Annotated in this window: 14 protein-coding genes; 11 read left to right on the forward strand and 3 right to left on the reverse strand. The window is 67.0% G+C overall.

Annotated features, from left to right (window positions below; all coding sequences use genetic code 11):
* Positions 1-9: 9 nt before the first annotated feature.
* The 3 genes from KY501_RS02460 to KY501_RS02470 form a co-directional block, all read right to left on the reverse strand.
* Positions 10-2,739 (reverse strand): hypothetical protein, encoded by a 2,730-nt coding sequence (locus KY501_RS02460; protein ID WP_224360782.1) that lies wholly within the window; start codon positions 2,737-2,739, stop codon positions 10-12.
* 158 nt (positions 2,740-2,897) lie between these two features.
* The gene (locus KY501_RS02465; RefSeq protein ID WP_224360784.1) at positions 2,898-4,244 is read right to left on the reverse strand and encodes a TIGR02270 family protein; all 1,347 of its coding nucleotides are present in this window, start codon (positions 4,242-4,244) and stop codon (positions 2,898-2,900) included.
* Positions 4,245-4,247: 3 nt separating this feature from the next.
* Positions 4,248-4,832 (reverse strand): DUF6484 domain-containing protein, encoded by a 585-nt coding sequence (locus KY501_RS02470; protein WP_224360786.1) that lies wholly within the window; start codon positions 4,830-4,832, stop codon positions 4,248-4,250.
* 144 nt (positions 4,833-4,976) lie between these two features.
* Between KY501_RS02470 and KY501_RS02475 the strand changes: the two genes are divergently transcribed.
* From KY501_RS02475 to KY501_RS02525, 11 genes are all read left to right on the forward strand, one after another.
* Entirely contained in the window at positions 4,977-5,978 is a 1,002-nt protein-coding gene (locus tag KY501_RS02475) for a DUF2169 family type VI secretion system accessory protein (protein WP_224360788.1), read from the forward strand.
* Positions 5,975-7,051, forward strand: a complete 1,077-nt coding sequence (locus KY501_RS02480; protein ID WP_224360791.1) for a hypothetical protein — start codon at positions 5,975-5,977, stop codon at positions 7,049-7,051. Before KY501_RS02475 ends, KY501_RS02480 begins: the two co-directional genes overlap by 4 nt.
* 18 nt (positions 7,052-7,069) lie before the next feature.
* Positions 7,070-7,546 (forward strand): DUF4150 domain-containing protein, encoded by a 477-nt coding sequence (locus KY501_RS02485; RefSeq protein ID WP_224360792.1) that lies wholly within the window; start codon positions 7,070-7,072, stop codon positions 7,544-7,546.
* 9 nt (positions 7,547-7,555) lie between these two features.
* Positions 7,556-8,938, forward strand: a complete 1,383-nt coding sequence (locus KY501_RS02490) for a hypothetical protein (protein ID WP_224360793.1) — start codon at positions 7,556-7,558, stop codon at positions 8,936-8,938.
* An 11-nt stretch (positions 8,939-8,949) separates the two neighbouring features.
* Complete coding sequence (locus KY501_RS02495; RefSeq protein ID WP_224360795.1) at positions 8,950-9,444, forward strand: hypothetical protein; 495 nt, start codon at positions 8,950-8,952, stop codon at positions 9,442-9,444.
* A gap of 9 nt (positions 9,445-9,453) precedes the next feature.
* Positions 9,454-9,849 carry a hypothetical protein gene (locus KY501_RS02500; RefSeq protein WP_224360796.1) on the forward strand — a complete coding sequence of 132 codons (396 nt, stop codon included), beginning with the start codon at positions 9,454-9,456 and terminating at the stop codon, positions 9,847-9,849.
* 25 nt (positions 9,850-9,874) lie between these two features.
* Positions 9,875-12,208, forward strand: coding sequence for a glycosyltransferase (locus KY501_RS02505; RefSeq protein WP_224360798.1), 2,334 nt, complete (start codon positions 9,875-9,877; stop codon positions 12,206-12,208).
* The gene (locus KY501_RS02510; RefSeq protein WP_224360799.1) at positions 12,205-12,663 is read left to right on the forward strand and encodes a hypothetical protein; all 459 of its coding nucleotides are present in this window, start codon (positions 12,205-12,207) and stop codon (positions 12,661-12,663) included. The genes KY501_RS02505 and KY501_RS02510 overlap by 4 nt, the downstream gene beginning before the upstream one ends.
* A gap of 83 nt (positions 12,664-12,746) precedes the next feature.
* A complete protein-coding gene (locus KY501_RS02515) occupies positions 12,747-13,214 on the forward strand; it encodes a peptidoglycan-binding protein (RefSeq protein WP_224360800.1) in 468 nt (155 codons plus the stop codon).
* Between the two features lie 33 nt (positions 13,215-13,247).
* A complete protein-coding gene (locus KY501_RS02520; RefSeq protein WP_224360802.1) occupies positions 13,248-14,126 on the forward strand; it encodes a DcrB/PsbP domain-containing protein in 879 nt (292 codons plus the stop codon).
* A 2-nt stretch (positions 14,127-14,128) separates the two neighbouring features.
* Entirely contained in the window at positions 14,129-15,523 is a 1,395-nt protein-coding gene (locus tag KY501_RS02525) for an alpha/beta hydrolase (protein WP_224360803.1), read from the forward strand.

Raw genomic sequence — 15,523 nt, forward strand, 5'->3', positions numbered from 1 at the left:
CTGCGCTACCTACTGCGCGCAGTAGAAGACAGTCATGGCCATATGGTCCACGGAGGGCCAGTCATTCCCGGAGAAGCTGTCGTAGCGCACGGAGAGCGCGGCTCCAAACCCGGCCCCATTCACCTCGGCGGGCGTCCACGTGTGCCCCCAATCGTCGGACTGTCCGCCGTGCGCCACCGTCTGCATACTGTTGTTCCACCGCTCCGCCAGACCGCGGTCCTCGTCGGCCAGCTGCCCCCCGACCAGCAGCCGCACCCGTCCGTCCACCAGGCCCACGTTCGAGAGCGAGCGCCGCTTGACGTCGAGCTGGATACCCGTGATTCGCGCACTCGCGGGGATCGAGAAGCCGTAGCTCGAGGTCCGCAAGTCATCCGATACCTCGTGGTTGATCATGGCCGAGATCATGGCGCTCGAATTGTCGTTCGCGAGCACGCGATCCACATTGCTCCAGGGACGGGAGCCCGACGTGCTCGTGGCCTGAGCTGGGAAGGCAGTCACCTCCCGTTCCACGGGATCGTACAGCACCGACAGGCGGAGGTGGTCCACCCGCGCCTCGTTGGCCGTGACGTAGCCGTCGTACAGGATGCTCAAGGCCGCGCCGAAGCCCGGGTCCGCGATGTCCGCCGCGGTGAGCGTCACCCCCATGTCTGCGCGAGGGAGGTGCCCCACATACGCGGGCTGGGTGCTCCACGCCGGCCCGAACTCGAGCAGTGAGTCGTCGATGGCTCCGCTCTTCACCAACGACACCCAGGCGTCCAGGAAGCCTGTCACCGAGCCCGAGCGTTCGATCTCGACGTACACTCCAGAGGGGCTCTTCCCAGCGGGCATCGCGAGGCCGAAGCCTGTCGCCTTGAGATAGTGGGAGAGCTGGCCGTGAGAGAAGTTCGAGGCCGTCGCCGAGGAGCCGTCGTGCGAGGCGGCCGCCTGAGGGTTGCTCCAGGCCACCTCCCCCGTGGAGGCGTCGTCCACCACCAGCGTCGGGCTGGCGGGGCCTACCACTGAGAAGTCCGTGTAGAAGACAGTCACTCGCACTGAGTCCACCCGCGCCTCGGCGGTACCGTGAGCCCGGGAGTGGTGTGCGCCCAGGACGATCCCGAAGCTCGGGTCGTTGAGCGCCGCCGGAGCCAAGAGGCTCGTGTTCCACAGGTCCTCGGGGCCGCCGTATGTGGCGACCGTGGGAGAGGTCTCCCACGCCTGGGTGCGGGCCTTGTTGGAGTACTCAGCGCCGGGGGCCTTGAGCTTCACCGTGGTGTCCAGGATGGCACCCGCCACCGAGGCCGAGCGCCGCACCTCGACGCGGATGCCGCGGAGTGTGGCGTGCTGGGGGAGGTTGAAGCCCCACCCGGTGAGGACCAGCGTGTTCGTCTCATCTCCGCGCCCCAGTGTCGCCGTCGCGGACGCACCGTCATCCAGACGGGCCTCGGAGGGCTGATTCCAGATGATGAGACTCGAGACGCCGGTGGCCACGGTGGGCGAAAGGGGGCCCTGCGAGCGCAAGTCGGCGCAGGGCGAGCCGATCAGGGTGGAGGGCGCCGAGGCGACGGAGGCAGAGCGTTCGGTGTTGGTGGCGGTGACGCTCAGCCGGATCGTCCGGCGGAGGTCCTCCGTGGCCAGGAGGTAGGAGTCGGCGGTGGCGCCAGGGATGTTCTTGCAGTCCTCCGCGGTGGCGTCGCACCGCTGCCATTGGTAGGCGTACGTCGCCTCGGGCAGCGCCACCCAGGTGCCCTGCGTGCCCGTCAGCGTCTGTCCCACGAACGCGTTGCCCGAGAGCACGGGGCGCGCGGTGTTGTACAGCACCCCGCTCACCAGCGCCGTGGCGTCGGAGCGCGCTGTCGCCGAGCCGCCCGCATTCGTGGCGGTGACCGCCAGCCGGATCGTCCGCTGGAGGTCCTCCGCGACCAGGAGATAGGAGTCGGTCGTGGCGCCAGGGATGTTCGTGCAGGTCTCTCCGGTGGCGTCGCACCGCTGCCATTGGTAGGCATACGTCGTCTCGGGCGAGGCCACCCAGGTGCCCTGCGTGCCCGTCAGCGTCCCTCCCACGGTCGTATCCCCGGAGAGCAGCGGGGGCTCGGTATTGAGCAACGGTGCTTGGACCCGAGCGGTGGCGTCGGAGCGGGCTGTCGCCGAGCCGCCCGCGTTCGTGGCGGTGAGCTCTAGCCGGAGGGTGGCGTCGACGTCGGCCGCGGAGAGGACGTAGGAGCTGGCCGTGGCGCCGCCCACGGGGGTGCAGCCTTCACCCGAGGGGTCGCAGCGCAGCCACTGGTACCCATAGGTGAGCGAGCTCGAGCTTGCCCAACTGCCCGAGTTGCCAGTCAAGGTACTCCCCACCCGGGCCTCGCCGGAGAGGGTAGGGGGAGAGCGGAGGGTCGGCGCCAGCGGGAGGATGACGCCCGTGCGAGGCGCACGAGACTCCGAAGTGCGATCCGCGTCCGTGGCGGACACGAGCACCTGGAGCGTCGAGCCGACATCCGCGGCGGCGAGGAGGAACTGCATGCCGTTCGCGCTGGGGACCGCGGCACATTCTTGCCCCTCGGCGGTGCAGCGCTCCCACTGATACGTCACGGTGACGCCCTGCGGCTGTGACCAGTCCCCGAGGGTTACCGTGAGCGTCTGCCCCTCGCGCGCGGTGCCCTGGATCGACGGCTGGAATTCGAGCGAGGGCTCTTCCGGGCAAGCGGTGAGGACGGCCAGGGACAACAGCGCGGCGAAGCGACGCAGCAAGCAGGATGGTCGACGCATCAGGTGGCAATCTCCTCTGGGCAGCAAGAGGCAGTGCTTTGGAGCCTCGCGGGAGTGACAGTCCTCGCCGCTGGCTGGCGCAAAAAAGTTTCAGCGCCCCTCGCGCCCCGTCCTGACGGGTTCTCCTATCGGCCACCTTCGAGGCGGATCACCTCCAGTCAAACCAAGCGCTTTCTCCGAGAAGTCACTGCCTTGCCCCAGCCCAGGAAGATCTTCGCGAACGGATGCTTCGATACGCGCGTGCTCCCTGCTCGAGCCTTCTCCCACTCGGCCAGCTGACGGAGTGTGAAGGCTTGGGGCTGGAGGTTCTGTGCGCCGCGGCTCCGGATGGACAGATCCAGCGCATGCACGGGCCGCCGCCTCATGGGTTCGCTCCTGAGCGCATCCAGGAGTTCCACCTCGTCGGCCTTCTGTCCTCGCAGATAGCGCGTCCCCCGCTCGAAGCTCTTCCGGGCCTGCTTCCACCATCCTTCGACCGCATCCGCAGCCGGTAGCGGCAGGCTTGCCTCGGGGCCCGGCACGAGGTCCTTGTCCAGGTCCTCGTCGTCGAGAGGGACGAGTGATTCCTCCTCCTCAGGGGGAGGAAGCTGGTACTTCCCCTCCAGCTTCAGTCCGGTGATGGCCGAGAAGGCCTCGCCGGCCAGGTTCGCCACCCGCTCGTCATGCATGACTTGCAGGCAGGCCTCCGCGGCGACGGTTTGTCCGCTGAACCCCAGCGCCCAGAGCACGTCCGCTCGTTGTTCCTCGTTGTTCACCAGGCTCGCCAGCCACTCGGCATCCTTCTCATCCCTGCCGAGCGCCAGCGTGACCAGGCACTGCCGCCGTCCTTCGCCACCTTCCTTCGCCACCTGCCGGCATGCCTTCCATGCAGGTGAAGCACCCGAGACGAGCCCCGCCATGATCGCGGCCTCGCGCACTCCTGGGCGCGGATCCACCAGAAGCCGAGGCAGGAGGGATTGCACGATGTCCTGGGACAGAGGATTCGCATCCTGGAGCGCGGCGATCACCTGCCCCGCGTCATCCCGGTAGAGCCACTCCCCCCGGAACTCCGCGGAGATCGCTCCCCGGAACGACAGAACCTGGAACGCTGCGACCCGGAGGGCCACATCGTCCGCTTTCAGCCGCTTGCGCAGCGCTGCTTCCAGGCCCTCCCGTTCGCTTAGCCCCAGCGCGCGCCCCACACTGTTTTGCTGAAGAGCATCCCCTCCGTCGAACACCGCGAGGGTCTCCTCCAGCTCCCGCTTCCCATTTCCGGAGAGCAGCGCGAACGCCGCGGCGGAGATCTTCCCCGCGTCGTCTGCCTCCAGGGCTGGCAGCAGGAGTTCGCCCGCCACGACTTCTCCTCCCAGCACCAGCCCGTCCAGGTGGGCCAGCAGCCGCTCCTCGAGCGCCGCGGTCTCCAGGACATCGTACGCGGGGGACTGCAGGGCGCGCTCCCATTGGGACCAGAGGAACGCGGCCTCCGCGAAGTGCTCCTCCAGCACATCCATCTTCAGAGGTGGCATGGCTCAGTTGATCTGGACGCTGCCGCCCTTGATGCGGTTCACACCCGTGGAGTGGGTCTCCACATAGGTGCCTTTGAGGATGAGCTTGCCGTTGCGCCGCAGGGTGATGCTGGCCTGGCCGCACCGGAGGACGATCTCATCGTTGCCCTCGATCACCACCTGCCTGCCATCCACGAGCACCTCCATGGGCTCCGCCCGGTTCACTTCGGGGGCTGGCGGCTTCTCGGGCTCTGGCGGCTTCTCGGGCTGCGAGGCCGCGACCGGGTTCGGCGCCGCGAGCACCGCGTCCAGCAGTGGGGTAGGGCTCTCCGCCTGGAAGAGGCCGATGATCACCGGCAGGCGGGGATCTCCGTTCTCGAAGAGCAGCATCACGCCCTGGCGCTGGGCAGCCGCGCTTCGCAGGGCTTCGGGCTCCTGCGGGAGCGTCCTCCGAGCGGCGAGGGGGCCGTGGACGTTGCCCGGGAAGTCCACCAGCGGGCGTCCCTCGGCATCCACTCCCACGAGCCATCCCGATCGAGGCGTCGTGATGGGCTCGAGCGTCTCGAGCCCTGGGGCTTTCGGCTTGGCGGTGTGGGGTGGGGCGCTCATTCCCCTAGCGTACCCCAAGGCGTGCGGCGGTAGGGGCCTGAGCCCCTGATGCATCGCGGGCCTCCGCGTTCGTCTTTCCCCATGCCGGGGGGACGACTATATTCCAACCCTTCACCCCGAACTGCCCCTCCCTCTGGTTCCGAGATGGAACTCGTCAACAGGACGCCCTTCGCCGCCGAGCGCACCGTGGTGCCAGATCGTGAGGGGCGCGACGTGCTCCTCACGGTCGTCAAGTGCACCTATGCGCTGGGGAAGGGTGGCCGCCTGGAGCCCGCCCCGAAGCAGCTCCCCGTGCAGGCCGTGGACGACTTCTACGGCGAGCCGGGCGAGTCCAGCGTCCGGTGGGAGTCGGACCTCGCGGTCTACAAGCCCGCCACGGACGTGGTGGTGCTCGGGCACGCGTATCCGCCTCGCCGCCCGGAGCCTCAGGTCCAGGTCGCGCTGCGGGTGGGGAAGATCTTCCGGGTGCTCACCGTCTTCGGAGATCGGCGCTGGCGAAAGGGGCTGGGCCTTTCCTCGCCAGAGCCGTTCGCGAAGATGCCGCTCACCTACGAGCGCGCCTTCGGCGGAACGGACCGCAGTGCCCCTGATCCCCGCCACCACGAGATGGATCCGCGCAACCCGGTGGGCCGGGGCTTCCGCGCCCAGCGCACGGGGCTCCCCGCTGGGGAGGGCTTCCTGCCCAACATCGAGGATCCCGAGCACCTCATCCGCTCGCCCAAGGACAGGCCCCCCCCCGCGGGGTTGGGTTTCATCGCTCGGAGCTGGCAACCCCGCGCCGCCCTGGCGGGCACCTATGGCGAGGCCTGGCGGAAGAACCGCGCGCCGCTGCCTCCCGAGGACTTCGACAATCGCCACCACAACGCGGCACCTGCGCCGCTCATCGCCTCTCCTTTCTTCGAGGGGAACGAATTGGTGGAGCTCGCCCACCTGAGCCCTCGGGGCACGTTGCGCTTCCATCTTCCTGGAACCCGGCCTCGCGTCTTCGTCGGCATCGCGCGGGAGCGCCATGAGGTGCCCATGCGCTTCGACACGCTCGTACTGCTGCCTGACGAGGAGCAGGCCGTCATGCTGTGGCGCGGCCACCGCCGGCTCACGCCCCAGGACATGCTCCAGGTGGAGCACATCGAGGTGAGGCAGCAATGAGCGCTGGATCGGGCAGGGATGCCAGGAGCAGCTACCCGCTCGCCATCACCGGTCTGGGCATGGTGTCCGCGGTGGGATGGGACGTGGTGGGTAGCTGCGCGGCCATCCGTGCGGGCATCAACCGGTTCAAGGAACTGGATACCTTCGCCTCCCGCGCGCCTCACGAAGAGGGAGAGCCCGAGCCGCTGGTGGGCTCCCGGGTGTTCGCCGAGCGCGGCCCCGATTGGGCCGTGCGGCTGCTCACCCTCGCCATCGAGGACCTCATCCGCAACACCCGGCTCGGGCGCAAGGAACTCGCGCGGATCCGGCTCGTGGTGTCGCTGCCCGAACCGACACTGTCTCCGGCCCACGCGGCGCTGCACAAAACGCTGCTCCCGACGCTGGCAGCCAAGACGGGCCTGCCCACCTCGGCGAGCGTGGTCGGCCATGGTGGAAACGCGGGAATGCTCCGGTGCGTGCAGGATGCGCTGACCGCCGTGACTCGGCCCAAATGGGAGGCCTGCATCGTGGCCGGGGTGGACTCGCGCCTGTTCTCCGAGGAGCTGGCGCGGCTCGATCGGGCAGGGCGGCTGAAGAGTTCTCGGAACCGCGACGGCTTCATCCCGGGCGAGTCCGCGACCGCGGTGCTGCTGGAGCGGCCCTCGGATGCGCTCAAGCGCGGCGCGGAGCCCATCGCCTCGGTGGTGGCGGCCGCGACGGCAGCCGAGAAGTTCTCGATCGGCTCGGGGGATCAGTCCACGGGAGAAGGGCTGGCCAACGCCATCCGCACCGCCTGCACGGCGGCGGGACTACCCCAGGGGGCGGATTGGGTGATCTGCGACCTGAACGGTGAGAGCTACCGGTTCCGGGAGTGGGGCCTGGTGCGAGTGCGCCTGACGCAAGAACTCAAGGGGGTGAGCCGCCTGTGGCACCCGGCGGATTGCCTGGGGGATGTGGGCGCCTCCACGGGTGGCGTGTTGATGGCGGTCGTCGGCCGTTCCTTCCAACGGAGGTATGCTCCCGCGGATCGCGCCCTGCTGTGGGCGGGGAACGATGATGGGCAGCGCACGGCGCTCGTGCTTGCCCGAGCGTGAAGGGGAGGACTCGGAGATATGGCCAGCCAGGTCGGAGTGAATCAGCGGACCGTCGTCCACAAGGACAGCAACGGCATCACCATTGCCGCCCCGGATGTCTGCCTGACTCCGGCGCCGCCCGCGCCGCCGGTGCCCATCCCGTACCCCAACATCGCCAAGTCCGCCGATACGGACAAGGGCGCCAAGTCCGTCACGGTGGACGGCAACCCGATCTGCCACGCCGAGTCCGTCTTCTCGACGAGCATGGGGGACGAGGCGGGCACCAACAAGGGCGTGGCCTCCGGAAAGACGCAGGGCAAGGCCGAGTTCGTCAGCTACTCCTTCGACGTGAAGGTGGAGGGCAAGGGCGTGGCTCGGGCCCTGGACATGATGCTCCACAACGACAAGAACACCCCGCCCGCGCCGCTGATCCAGCCTCCGCTCATCGCCATCCTTCCTCCCAACCCGGATGAGAAGCCGAAGGAGTGGAAGCTGCAGAAGATCGAAGTCCTCTAAGGGCTGCCGATGCCGACCACGAAGCAATACGTCAATCTCCCCACATCGGTTCCCAACCCCGAGCGCGGAAGCACGCGCGCCCTCCAGGTCACTCCGAACACGGTTCCCAACGTGAACCCGGGAGATCGGCTGGAGTGGTGGATCGAGCCGGCTCCCGGCAACACGGATTCCATCTACCTGAGCCCCGCGCAGCGCCCCCGGCTCCAGTTCAACGAGACGGCCATCACCGTCGCCTCGGGGAAGTTCGAGAACAGCATCACCTTCCCTCCATCGGGAGGTGACAAGTTCGTCGTGAAGGTGGCCAAGAAGGGAGATCGGGCGAACTTCCTCCAGACGGACGAGTTCGAGACCTGGCGGAAGATCTACTACACCGTCCATTACATGGGCGCCGACTCCCAGAACCTCTTCAACTCGTTGAAGGGGAAGTTCGAAGGCGCCTTCCTGGAAGGCTTCGTCGAGCTCCAGCAGATCCAGATGGTGGCCACCGCTACGCAGATGGCGCGGGTGGATGCCACCACCCAGGCGCAGCTGGGACGGCCCCAGTTCCACTTCATGCGAGACCCCCCCAATGGGGTCATCGGTCTCCGGCCCTTTGGAAGCGGAGCGCTCGCTGACAAGCCCCATCACGTGGCGCTGCTGGTGGTGCCGGATATCTACCGCGTGGAGGAGAAGCCTTACGCGCAGCCTACGATTCGGGCCGTCACAGGCACCAAGAACTTCGCTTTCAAGCTGCACCTGGATCCTGGGGATCCGCTCGCCTTCGTATACCGCGCCACGGTGAGCTGGCCCGGCCGGTTGGCGTTGGATGTCCGGGACAAACTCGCGGTGACAGGGGTGCCCACGCGGGTCAGCAGCGTGATGACCTGGGATCTCAACACCGTTCCAGGCCTCACGAACCATCTGGCCGCGGCGCCCGCCAACAATTTCAACCTCGACATCAAGGTGATCGCTGAGTCCACGGTCATGGGCTACAGCGTCGCCAACTTCTGCATCGTCCGCACCATCGATGGTTCGACGGATGTGCTCCAGACCTTCACGCACGAGGTGGGCCATGGCGTGGGGCAGACGGTGGAGAAGGAGTCGCGGTGGGATGGGCCGGGCAATGCGCTGAGTGCCGAGCACAACCCCAACTGGCATACCGATCCCTATGGTGGCAGAGGCCCGCACTGCACGACGAATGCGGTGCTGCAGGCCGCGCCCGTGAGCGCAGGTCTGACCACCGGCCAGTGGTACCAGTACGGGGGCGCCGGCCACCTGTGCACGATGTACTTCTCGGGCGAATCGCATGTGGAGCCGGATGGGAAGTTCTGTCCAGCCTGTGTGCCTCGGCTGAAGCGCTTCAACTTGGAATCCGCCTCGATGAACACCCGACGTTGGGACTACTTCGGCTGAGGGAGCCCACCATGAAGTATCAAGTGCAGCCCTTCGGATATTCGGAGCACCCGGCCACGCCCACCGTCGAACTGGGGAAGGAGAGCATCCGGCTGGCGGTGAGCGCGCTCGTCTGCGCGGAAGGCCGCCTGGAGTTCGAGTTTCACGCCAAGGCCATGTTCCCCGAGGAGATGGAGGCGCGTTACCGCTCCCTGGGCGAGGCGCTGGTCCTGGTGGTCAACGATGTGGACCAGCATGACGGCTTCGCGGTTCGCACCTACAACGACTTCATCAAGTGGGAGGACGATCGCACCGTCAACCTCGTCACGCCGCCGGCGTTGCCACTGCCGCCACGGGGTCCGCTGAAGGCTCAAGGCTATAGCGGTGCTTACGTGAACGGTGTGGTGTCATTCCAGGTGGCGCCGCCGATTCACCGCCCCAGCGTGTTCCTGTACCTCGTGCTGGAGAACTACGTGTCCAATGTGATCGGCCTGGACCTGATGGCCAACCGAGCCATCGAACTCTGAGCACCTCTCATGCGAATCCGATCCCTGACCTTTGGCCGGAGTGCGCGCACGCCTTCCCTGCGTGGGCTCGGCATTGCCATTACCGTGACCAAGGAGCCGCAGCAGGACCCGGGCCTGGTCGTCTACGGCACGTGCCGGATTGCCAAGGCGGATTTGCCCGCGGGGCGCCAGGAACTGCCGAGGGGCATCGTGCTGGTGGCGATCAACCCGGTCACCCAGGGCTCCTACGTCGTCAATCTGGTGGGTGAGCGCCTGGTGTTCGAGGATGACGCAGAGGAGGCGGGCTCCGAGTGCACCGTCGCATTCCGATGCGCGCTGGAGCCAGGGTTCACCGGGAACCTTCCCACCTTGTTCCATGCGTCCTGCCGCCAGTACGTCTCAGACGTGCTCTGGGTCGTGCCCTAGATCCCCTCTGAGCGTGGAATCCGGCATGGAATTCTCTGTCATCGTCGTCACCCACAACGCCCTCGAATTCACTGTCCGCTGTGTGGAGTCGCTGCGCCGGAACCTCCCAGAGCAGGCCGAGATCATCTTCGTGGACAACGCCTCCACGGATGGCACTCGCGCATATCTGAAGGAGATCACAGAGCGCATGGGCAGCGTCGCCCAGCTCCTCCTGCTGGACCGGAATGAAGGCTGGTGCCGAGGCATCAACGCCGGCCTCGAGCGCGCTCGCGGCAAGTACCTCGTCTTGCTGAACAGCGATGTCGTTGTCACTCCTGAGTGGCTCACCGGTTTGCGCGAGTGCATGGAGCAGGCAGGCACCGTGGTGCCCGGCTTGCGGCGCGTGGGTCTGGTCGGGCCTGTGACGAACTCGGCGGGCGGCCCCCAGCAGGTCGCCAATCCGCCGCCGTTTCACTCAGCAACCCTGGATACCCACGCCCGACGGCACCGGGATGCATTCCGGCGCAACTGGGGGGCCAGCTTCTTCCTCTCCGGCTTCTGCTTGATGCTCCACCGTGACTGCTATGCAGAGATCGGCGGGTTGGATGAGCGCTTCTCCCCAGGCGGCTTCGACGACAACGATCTCGTCCTGCGCGCCCAGGAGAGGGGCTGGGACTGCGTCATCGCCGGAGACGTCTACATCCACCACGAGGGCAGTGCGACGTTCCGCAGGGTTGCTCCGGAGATGCGCAGCGGGCTCGCCAACCGGGGCCGCTTCTATGAGAAGTGGCGGGAACTCCGCCGGGCCGAGCCGCGGCTCATTGCTGCCTACCGGGTGAAGAACGCTGAGGCCACCCTGCGGGAGAGCCTCGAAGCCACCGCTCGCTTCGCGGACGGCATCGTCGTGCTGGACGATGGCTCCTCCGATGGGACTCGTGCGCTCTGCGAACACCATCCCGCAGTGCTCCGCTACGAGTACCAGGACCTGCCCTTCCACGAGCGGCGCGATCGCAACCGTGTGCTCACCATGGCCGCGGAGCAGGGTGCGGATTGGATCATCTCGATCGACTCCGATGAGGTTTTCGAGATGGACAGGGCGCGGGCACAGCGGCTCATGCGGCTGACAGATCCGCACGTCAAGGTGCTCGGGTTCCACTGGTACACCTTCTGGGAGCCGAGCCACACCTACTTCCGTGCGGACGGCATCTTCGGAAACATGTCCGGCTATCGCATGTACCGCTGCGAGCCCGGTCAGCGCATCGTGCTGGGCACGGAGAACGGTCTGCACTGCGGCAACATCCCTCAATTCCCAGCAGGGGCCGCCCGATACACGGACATCCGGGTGAGACATCTCGGCTATGACACCGAGCCGCTCCGGCGGGCCAAGCACTCGCGCTACCGCCAACTGGATCCCTCGCCCCGGCCGGACCTCGTGGGCAACAGTGACTACTCACACCTGCTGAGCAGCACCGTGACGCTGCGCCGCTATCCGAAAGAGCATGGCGTGTCGCTCTGTGTCATCGCTCGCAACGAGGAGGAGCGCCTGGAGGGCTTCCTCGCCGGGCTGGAGCCATTCGTCGATGAGATCTGCGTCGTCGACAACGGCAGCACCGACCGGACCCAGGAGATCGCCCGGCGCTTTACCGACAAGGTCGTGGAGTTCCGCACCGATCGCCTCGATCTGGATCGGTTGCGCAACCGCTGCCTGGACCTCGCGACGCAACCCTGGATCCTCGTGATGGATCCGGATGAGGAGCTCGCCCTCCAGGATCTGCCCCGGTTGCAGCGGCTGATGGACGATCTGGACGTCCATGCGTACACGTTCCAGGTCTCCAACCACCAGAAGGAAGGGGCCCCGGTGATGACGCTGGCGGCGCGCCTGTTCCGCAACGACTCGCGGATCCGTTTCTCGCGCCCGGTGCACGAAACGGTCGAGCGGAGCCTTGCCTCTCATCCCGAACTGGTGGTCCGTCCGTCCAATGTGCCCCTCCAGCACTACGGCTTCCTCAAGGAGGACCAGGCGGTGGAGGGGAAGCTCCAGCGCTACTACGAGCGCAACCGCGAGTATCGCGAGGCCCACCCCGACGATGCCATGGCCTGGTACAACGAGGCGCTCCATCTCCAGAACGAGGGTCGGGAACTCGAAGCCGCGCGCTTCCTGGAGCGTGCCGTCGAGCTGGATCCGTCCTTTCTCTCGCCGCGCAGCCAGTTGGCGCTGATCCATCAGGAACTGGCTGTGCGACTGTGGAGCGCCCTGGCCGAGCGGACCTCTCCGGAGCATCCGGTGCACCGCGTGGCCCGAGATGCGATCGAAATGCTGTACCGGATCACCCCGGGCCGGACGCCCATCGGCAAGGCCCGCGAGGAGCTGCTGCGATGACGGACCCGATACCGAAGACGACACGGCGCTCGTTCAACCGCTCCCTGTTGCTCGGTGGTGCAGGGTTGCTCGTGTCAGGAGGCTGCGCTCACAGTGCCCCCACGTCCACGGCCGCCATGGAGGAGGGGATCCTGGCGGCGTTCGAAGGAACGCGCCTCCGCCTCACCTACCAGTTCTCCTCCGCCGTGGCCGAGTCCGTGAAGCAGATCCTGATCCCCGCGACCCTCGTGGTGGCCATCGACAGCCTCACGCAGACGCCCGTTTGCCGCTCCCTCTCCGCCGGACCGTTCGTGGAGCGGAAGGGGCCCGTGCCCATCGAGGGCGGACTGCGCTGGGAGGCCACGCTGGAGCCTCGGGAGCTGCTCGGGCTCGGCGCCGCCTCCGGGCTGTGGTTCCTGCATGCCTCCGTGTTGCAATACCGCTCGGGCGTGCTCGCGCTGCAACTCGCGGGATGAGTGGGGTAGGGAAGGGCGGCTTGCCTTGACCGGCTCCGACCTTTCCGAGGATCCTGCTCTCCCCGAAGGCGTGAGGCTCTCGCATGACAGCGCAGTTCACCGGAACCACCGACGCCAAGAGCACCTTCAAGGTCGAGCCCCCCTCCGTGCTGCGGTTGAAGCTCATGCTCAATGGCGAGGTGCTCAAGAACGAGCCCTGTGAAGTGTCCTTCGACGGCGCCGCCGCCGTGAAGAAATCGGCGGACGGAAGTGGCTTCCTGCAGGTCCCCATCCCCCGCGGCGCCAAGATGGCGCATGTGGTCCTCCTTCAGCACAAGCCGGTGGAGCACACGCTAAGGCTGGGCGTCCTGTCTCCCGTGGACTCGGTGACGGGGCAGAAGCTGCGGTTGCGGCAACTGGGCTACTACAGCGGCAAGCTCGGTCAGCTGGGCAGTGAGGATGCGGACCTCAAGGCCGCGCTCATCAACTTTCAGCGGACGCACAAGCTCAAGGAGTCCGGCACCCTCGATGGCCCCACCCAGGACGCCTTGAAGAAGGCCTATGGTTGCTAGTCCCCACGTCCCACCCTTCGGGAGCGGTGCCGCATGAGATACCACCTCGGGCACGTGGTGCTGGACCTGCCCCTCGTCCTCGTGGACGAGACTGTCTACACCTTCCAGAACAAGCAGCAGGGCCTGTCCCTGGTCCTCTCCTTCGAGCCGCCCGTCCCGGGGATGACTCCAGACGACGTGGTGGATGAGTTGCAGGAGTCCCTGCGCAAGGGCTACCAGGGCATGCTCATCCAGCACCTCCGCAAGCAGCGCACCTTCCTGGGAGAGCCCGCAGCCCAGGCCTTCCTGCAACTGGCGCTGGCGCTCGGGGGAGGGGAGATCCACCTCCTGGCCGTCAACGGAGCCAAACAAGGGATGCTGCTCAAGCTCCTGACCGGGCAGGAGACCCAGAACGGTGAGGGCCTGGCGATGTTCGAGCACATCCTTGGCAGCGCGGCCCCCGCGCAGTCGCCGTGGAGCCGCAAGGCCGAGAAGCCCGGGTATGTCCGGCGTCAGGCCGGCGCCCTCACGCTGGAGATGCCCGAGGTGCTCCCCGCTCCCCGAAGTTTCTCCTTCGGTACGCAGGACCGCTCGGTGCGGCTGATGCTCGAGTTCGAGGAGGGTGCTCCCGAGGAAGGGGCCCCTGCCACCGAGGACATCCTTCCTTCGCAGGAGCCTGGGGCTCGCCTGGAGCGTCTGGTGGCGGAGGAAGAGCCCTTCGTGGCCGCCAGCCTGCGGGGATTCACCGGCCACTGGGAGTGGGTGAGCCGGCAAGGGCGGCAGGACCTGGCGCACTACGCCGTGCGCCGCTTGTCCGTCCAGGTCGCGGGAGGCCAGAGGTTCCGCGCACTCGGCATTGCCAAGGCCTCTGGCGCCGCCACGCTGGAGTCTGTCTGGGCCCAGCTGACTACGACTCTTCGCCCGGGAGATTGACCATGGATGCCTACGTGCAGAAGCACGAACTGGGCGATGGCGACCCGCCCAAGACGCACGACACCCTTCACACCGCGCTCATCCCCATCGTCTTCATTCCGGGAGTCATGGGCACGCGGCTCGACATCCCAGGGGGCAGCGACTGGGATCCGGACTACACTCCCTCCATGGCGGGCTGGTTGGCTTGCAGCGCCCGCGCGGCCCGGATCGATCTCTCTGTCACGCTCAAGCCCAACGCGACGGTCATCAAGGCGCTGAGCAACTACACCGCGGGGAAGGACGCCCAGGGCGAGATCAAGAAGGACCGGGAGTTGCTCGAGGTCGCCGCGCGCTTCGGGAAGAAGACCGTGGACGAGGCCATCGCCCTCTACGAGGACCGGGGTTGGGGCGGCCTGTGCTGGGAGTTCTACGGCCCCATCCTTTGTTACCTGGAGAAGCACTTCAATCACCCCAACCACAACGCGATGGGCATCCACCCCGTCTACGCGTACGGCTATGACTGGCGGAAGTCGAATGCCGTCTCCGCGGAAGGACTCGTCAAGCGGGTGGACGCCATCCTGGCGAAGTGGCCGGGGGCCAAGAAGGTCCTCATCGTCACCCACAGCATGGGTGGGCTCGTCGCGCGCTATGCCTGCGCCAAGCTGGGGCTGTCGAGCAAGGCGGTGGGCGTGGTGCATGTCGTCCAGCCCTCCAATGGCGCGATCCCCGCCTACCGCCGCTTCTTCACCGGCTGCGTCGAGCAGTTCGACAACGATGGAGACTGGAAGCTCAACAACATCCTCGGTGACACCTGGTGGAAGTACCTGGCCTATCTGAGCGGTCTGCCAGGGCCCATGCAGCTGATGCCCAACCACCGCTATCACCTGGGGGGCAGCAACGGCCTGACGCTGTCCACCGCGTCCTGGCTCAAGACCCAGCCTCAGGTCGAGCTGTCGAACATCTACTCGGTCTACGAAGGAACCCAGACCCCCGGGATCGTCCGGCAGGAGTCCGAGCTCCCCTTCGCGGGCTGGGCGCTCGGCCCCATCTCCGCCATCTGGGACTCCGAGATCCTCCCGGAGCTGCGCAAGCGCATCAAGGAGGCCCAGACGTTCCACACGGAGCTGGCGGACGGGGCACACCCGAAGACGTACGCCCTCTTCTCCAACGGGCTGCAGACGGATGACTTCGTGGACTGGACGAAGACGGAGGATTCGGACCGCTTCCTTCAGAAGAAGTCAGGAGACGGCACCGTTCCGAGCAAGAGCGGCGCCTGTCTGGGTCTGAAAGGGCTGATCGAGAGCACCCAGTTCTCGGGCGGGGCGCACCTGGGACACTCCGAGGTGTTCCAGAACGCGAAGGTCAACGACAAGGTGCACCAGTACGTGTACGCGCTCCTTGCCTCGGAGTCTCCCTGA

The sequence above is a fragment of the Hyalangium versicolor genome, assembly GCF_020103695.1.
In the GTDB taxonomy this organism is placed as follows: domain Bacteria; phylum Myxococcota; class Myxococcia; order Myxococcales; family Myxococcaceae; genus Hyalangium; species Hyalangium versicolor.

Bases quoted from the DNA above. Each gene is read 5' to 3' on its own strand.
- KY501_RS02460 (WP_224360782.1), bottom strand. From the start codon at position 2,739: ATGCGTCGACCATCCTGCTTGCTGCGTCGCTTCGCCGCGCTGTTGTCC.
- KY501_RS02465 (WP_224360784.1), bottom strand. From the start codon at position 4,244: ATGCCACCTCTGAAGATGGATGTGCTGGAGGAGCACTTCGCGGAGGCC.
- KY501_RS02470 (WP_224360786.1), bottom strand. From the start codon at position 4,832: ATGAGCGCCCCACCCCACACCGCCAAGCCGAAAGCCCCAGGGCTCGAG.
- KY501_RS02475 (WP_224360788.1), top strand. From the start codon at position 4,977: ATGGAACTCGTCAACAGGACGCCCTTCGCCGCCGAGCGCACCGTGGTG.
- KY501_RS02480 (WP_224360791.1), top strand. From the start codon at position 5,975: ATGAGCGCTGGATCGGGCAGGGATGCCAGGAGCAGCTACCCGCTCGCC.
- KY501_RS02485 (WP_224360792.1), top strand. From the start codon at position 7,070: ATGGCCAGCCAGGTCGGAGTGAATCAGCGGACCGTCGTCCACAAGGAC.
- KY501_RS02490 (WP_224360793.1), top strand. From the start codon at position 7,556: ATGCCGACCACGAAGCAATACGTCAATCTCCCCACATCGGTTCCCAAC.
- KY501_RS02495 (WP_224360795.1), top strand. From the start codon at position 8,950: ATGAAGTATCAAGTGCAGCCCTTCGGATATTCGGAGCACCCGGCCACG.
- KY501_RS02500 (WP_224360796.1), top strand. From the start codon at position 9,454: ATGCGAATCCGATCCCTGACCTTTGGCCGGAGTGCGCGCACGCCTTCC.
- KY501_RS02505 (WP_224360798.1), top strand. From the start codon at position 9,875: ATGGAATTCTCTGTCATCGTCGTCACCCACAACGCCCTCGAATTCACT.
- KY501_RS02510 (WP_224360799.1), top strand. From the start codon at position 12,205: ATGACGGACCCGATACCGAAGACGACACGGCGCTCGTTCAACCGCTCC.
- KY501_RS02515 (WP_224360800.1), top strand. From the start codon at position 12,747: ATGACAGCGCAGTTCACCGGAACCACCGACGCCAAGAGCACCTTCAAG.
- KY501_RS02520 (WP_224360802.1), top strand. From the start codon at position 13,248: ATGAGATACCACCTCGGGCACGTGGTGCTGGACCTGCCCCTCGTCCTC.
- KY501_RS02525 (WP_224360803.1), top strand. From the start codon at position 14,129: ATGGATGCCTACGTGCAGAAGCACGAACTGGGCGATGGCGACCCGCCC.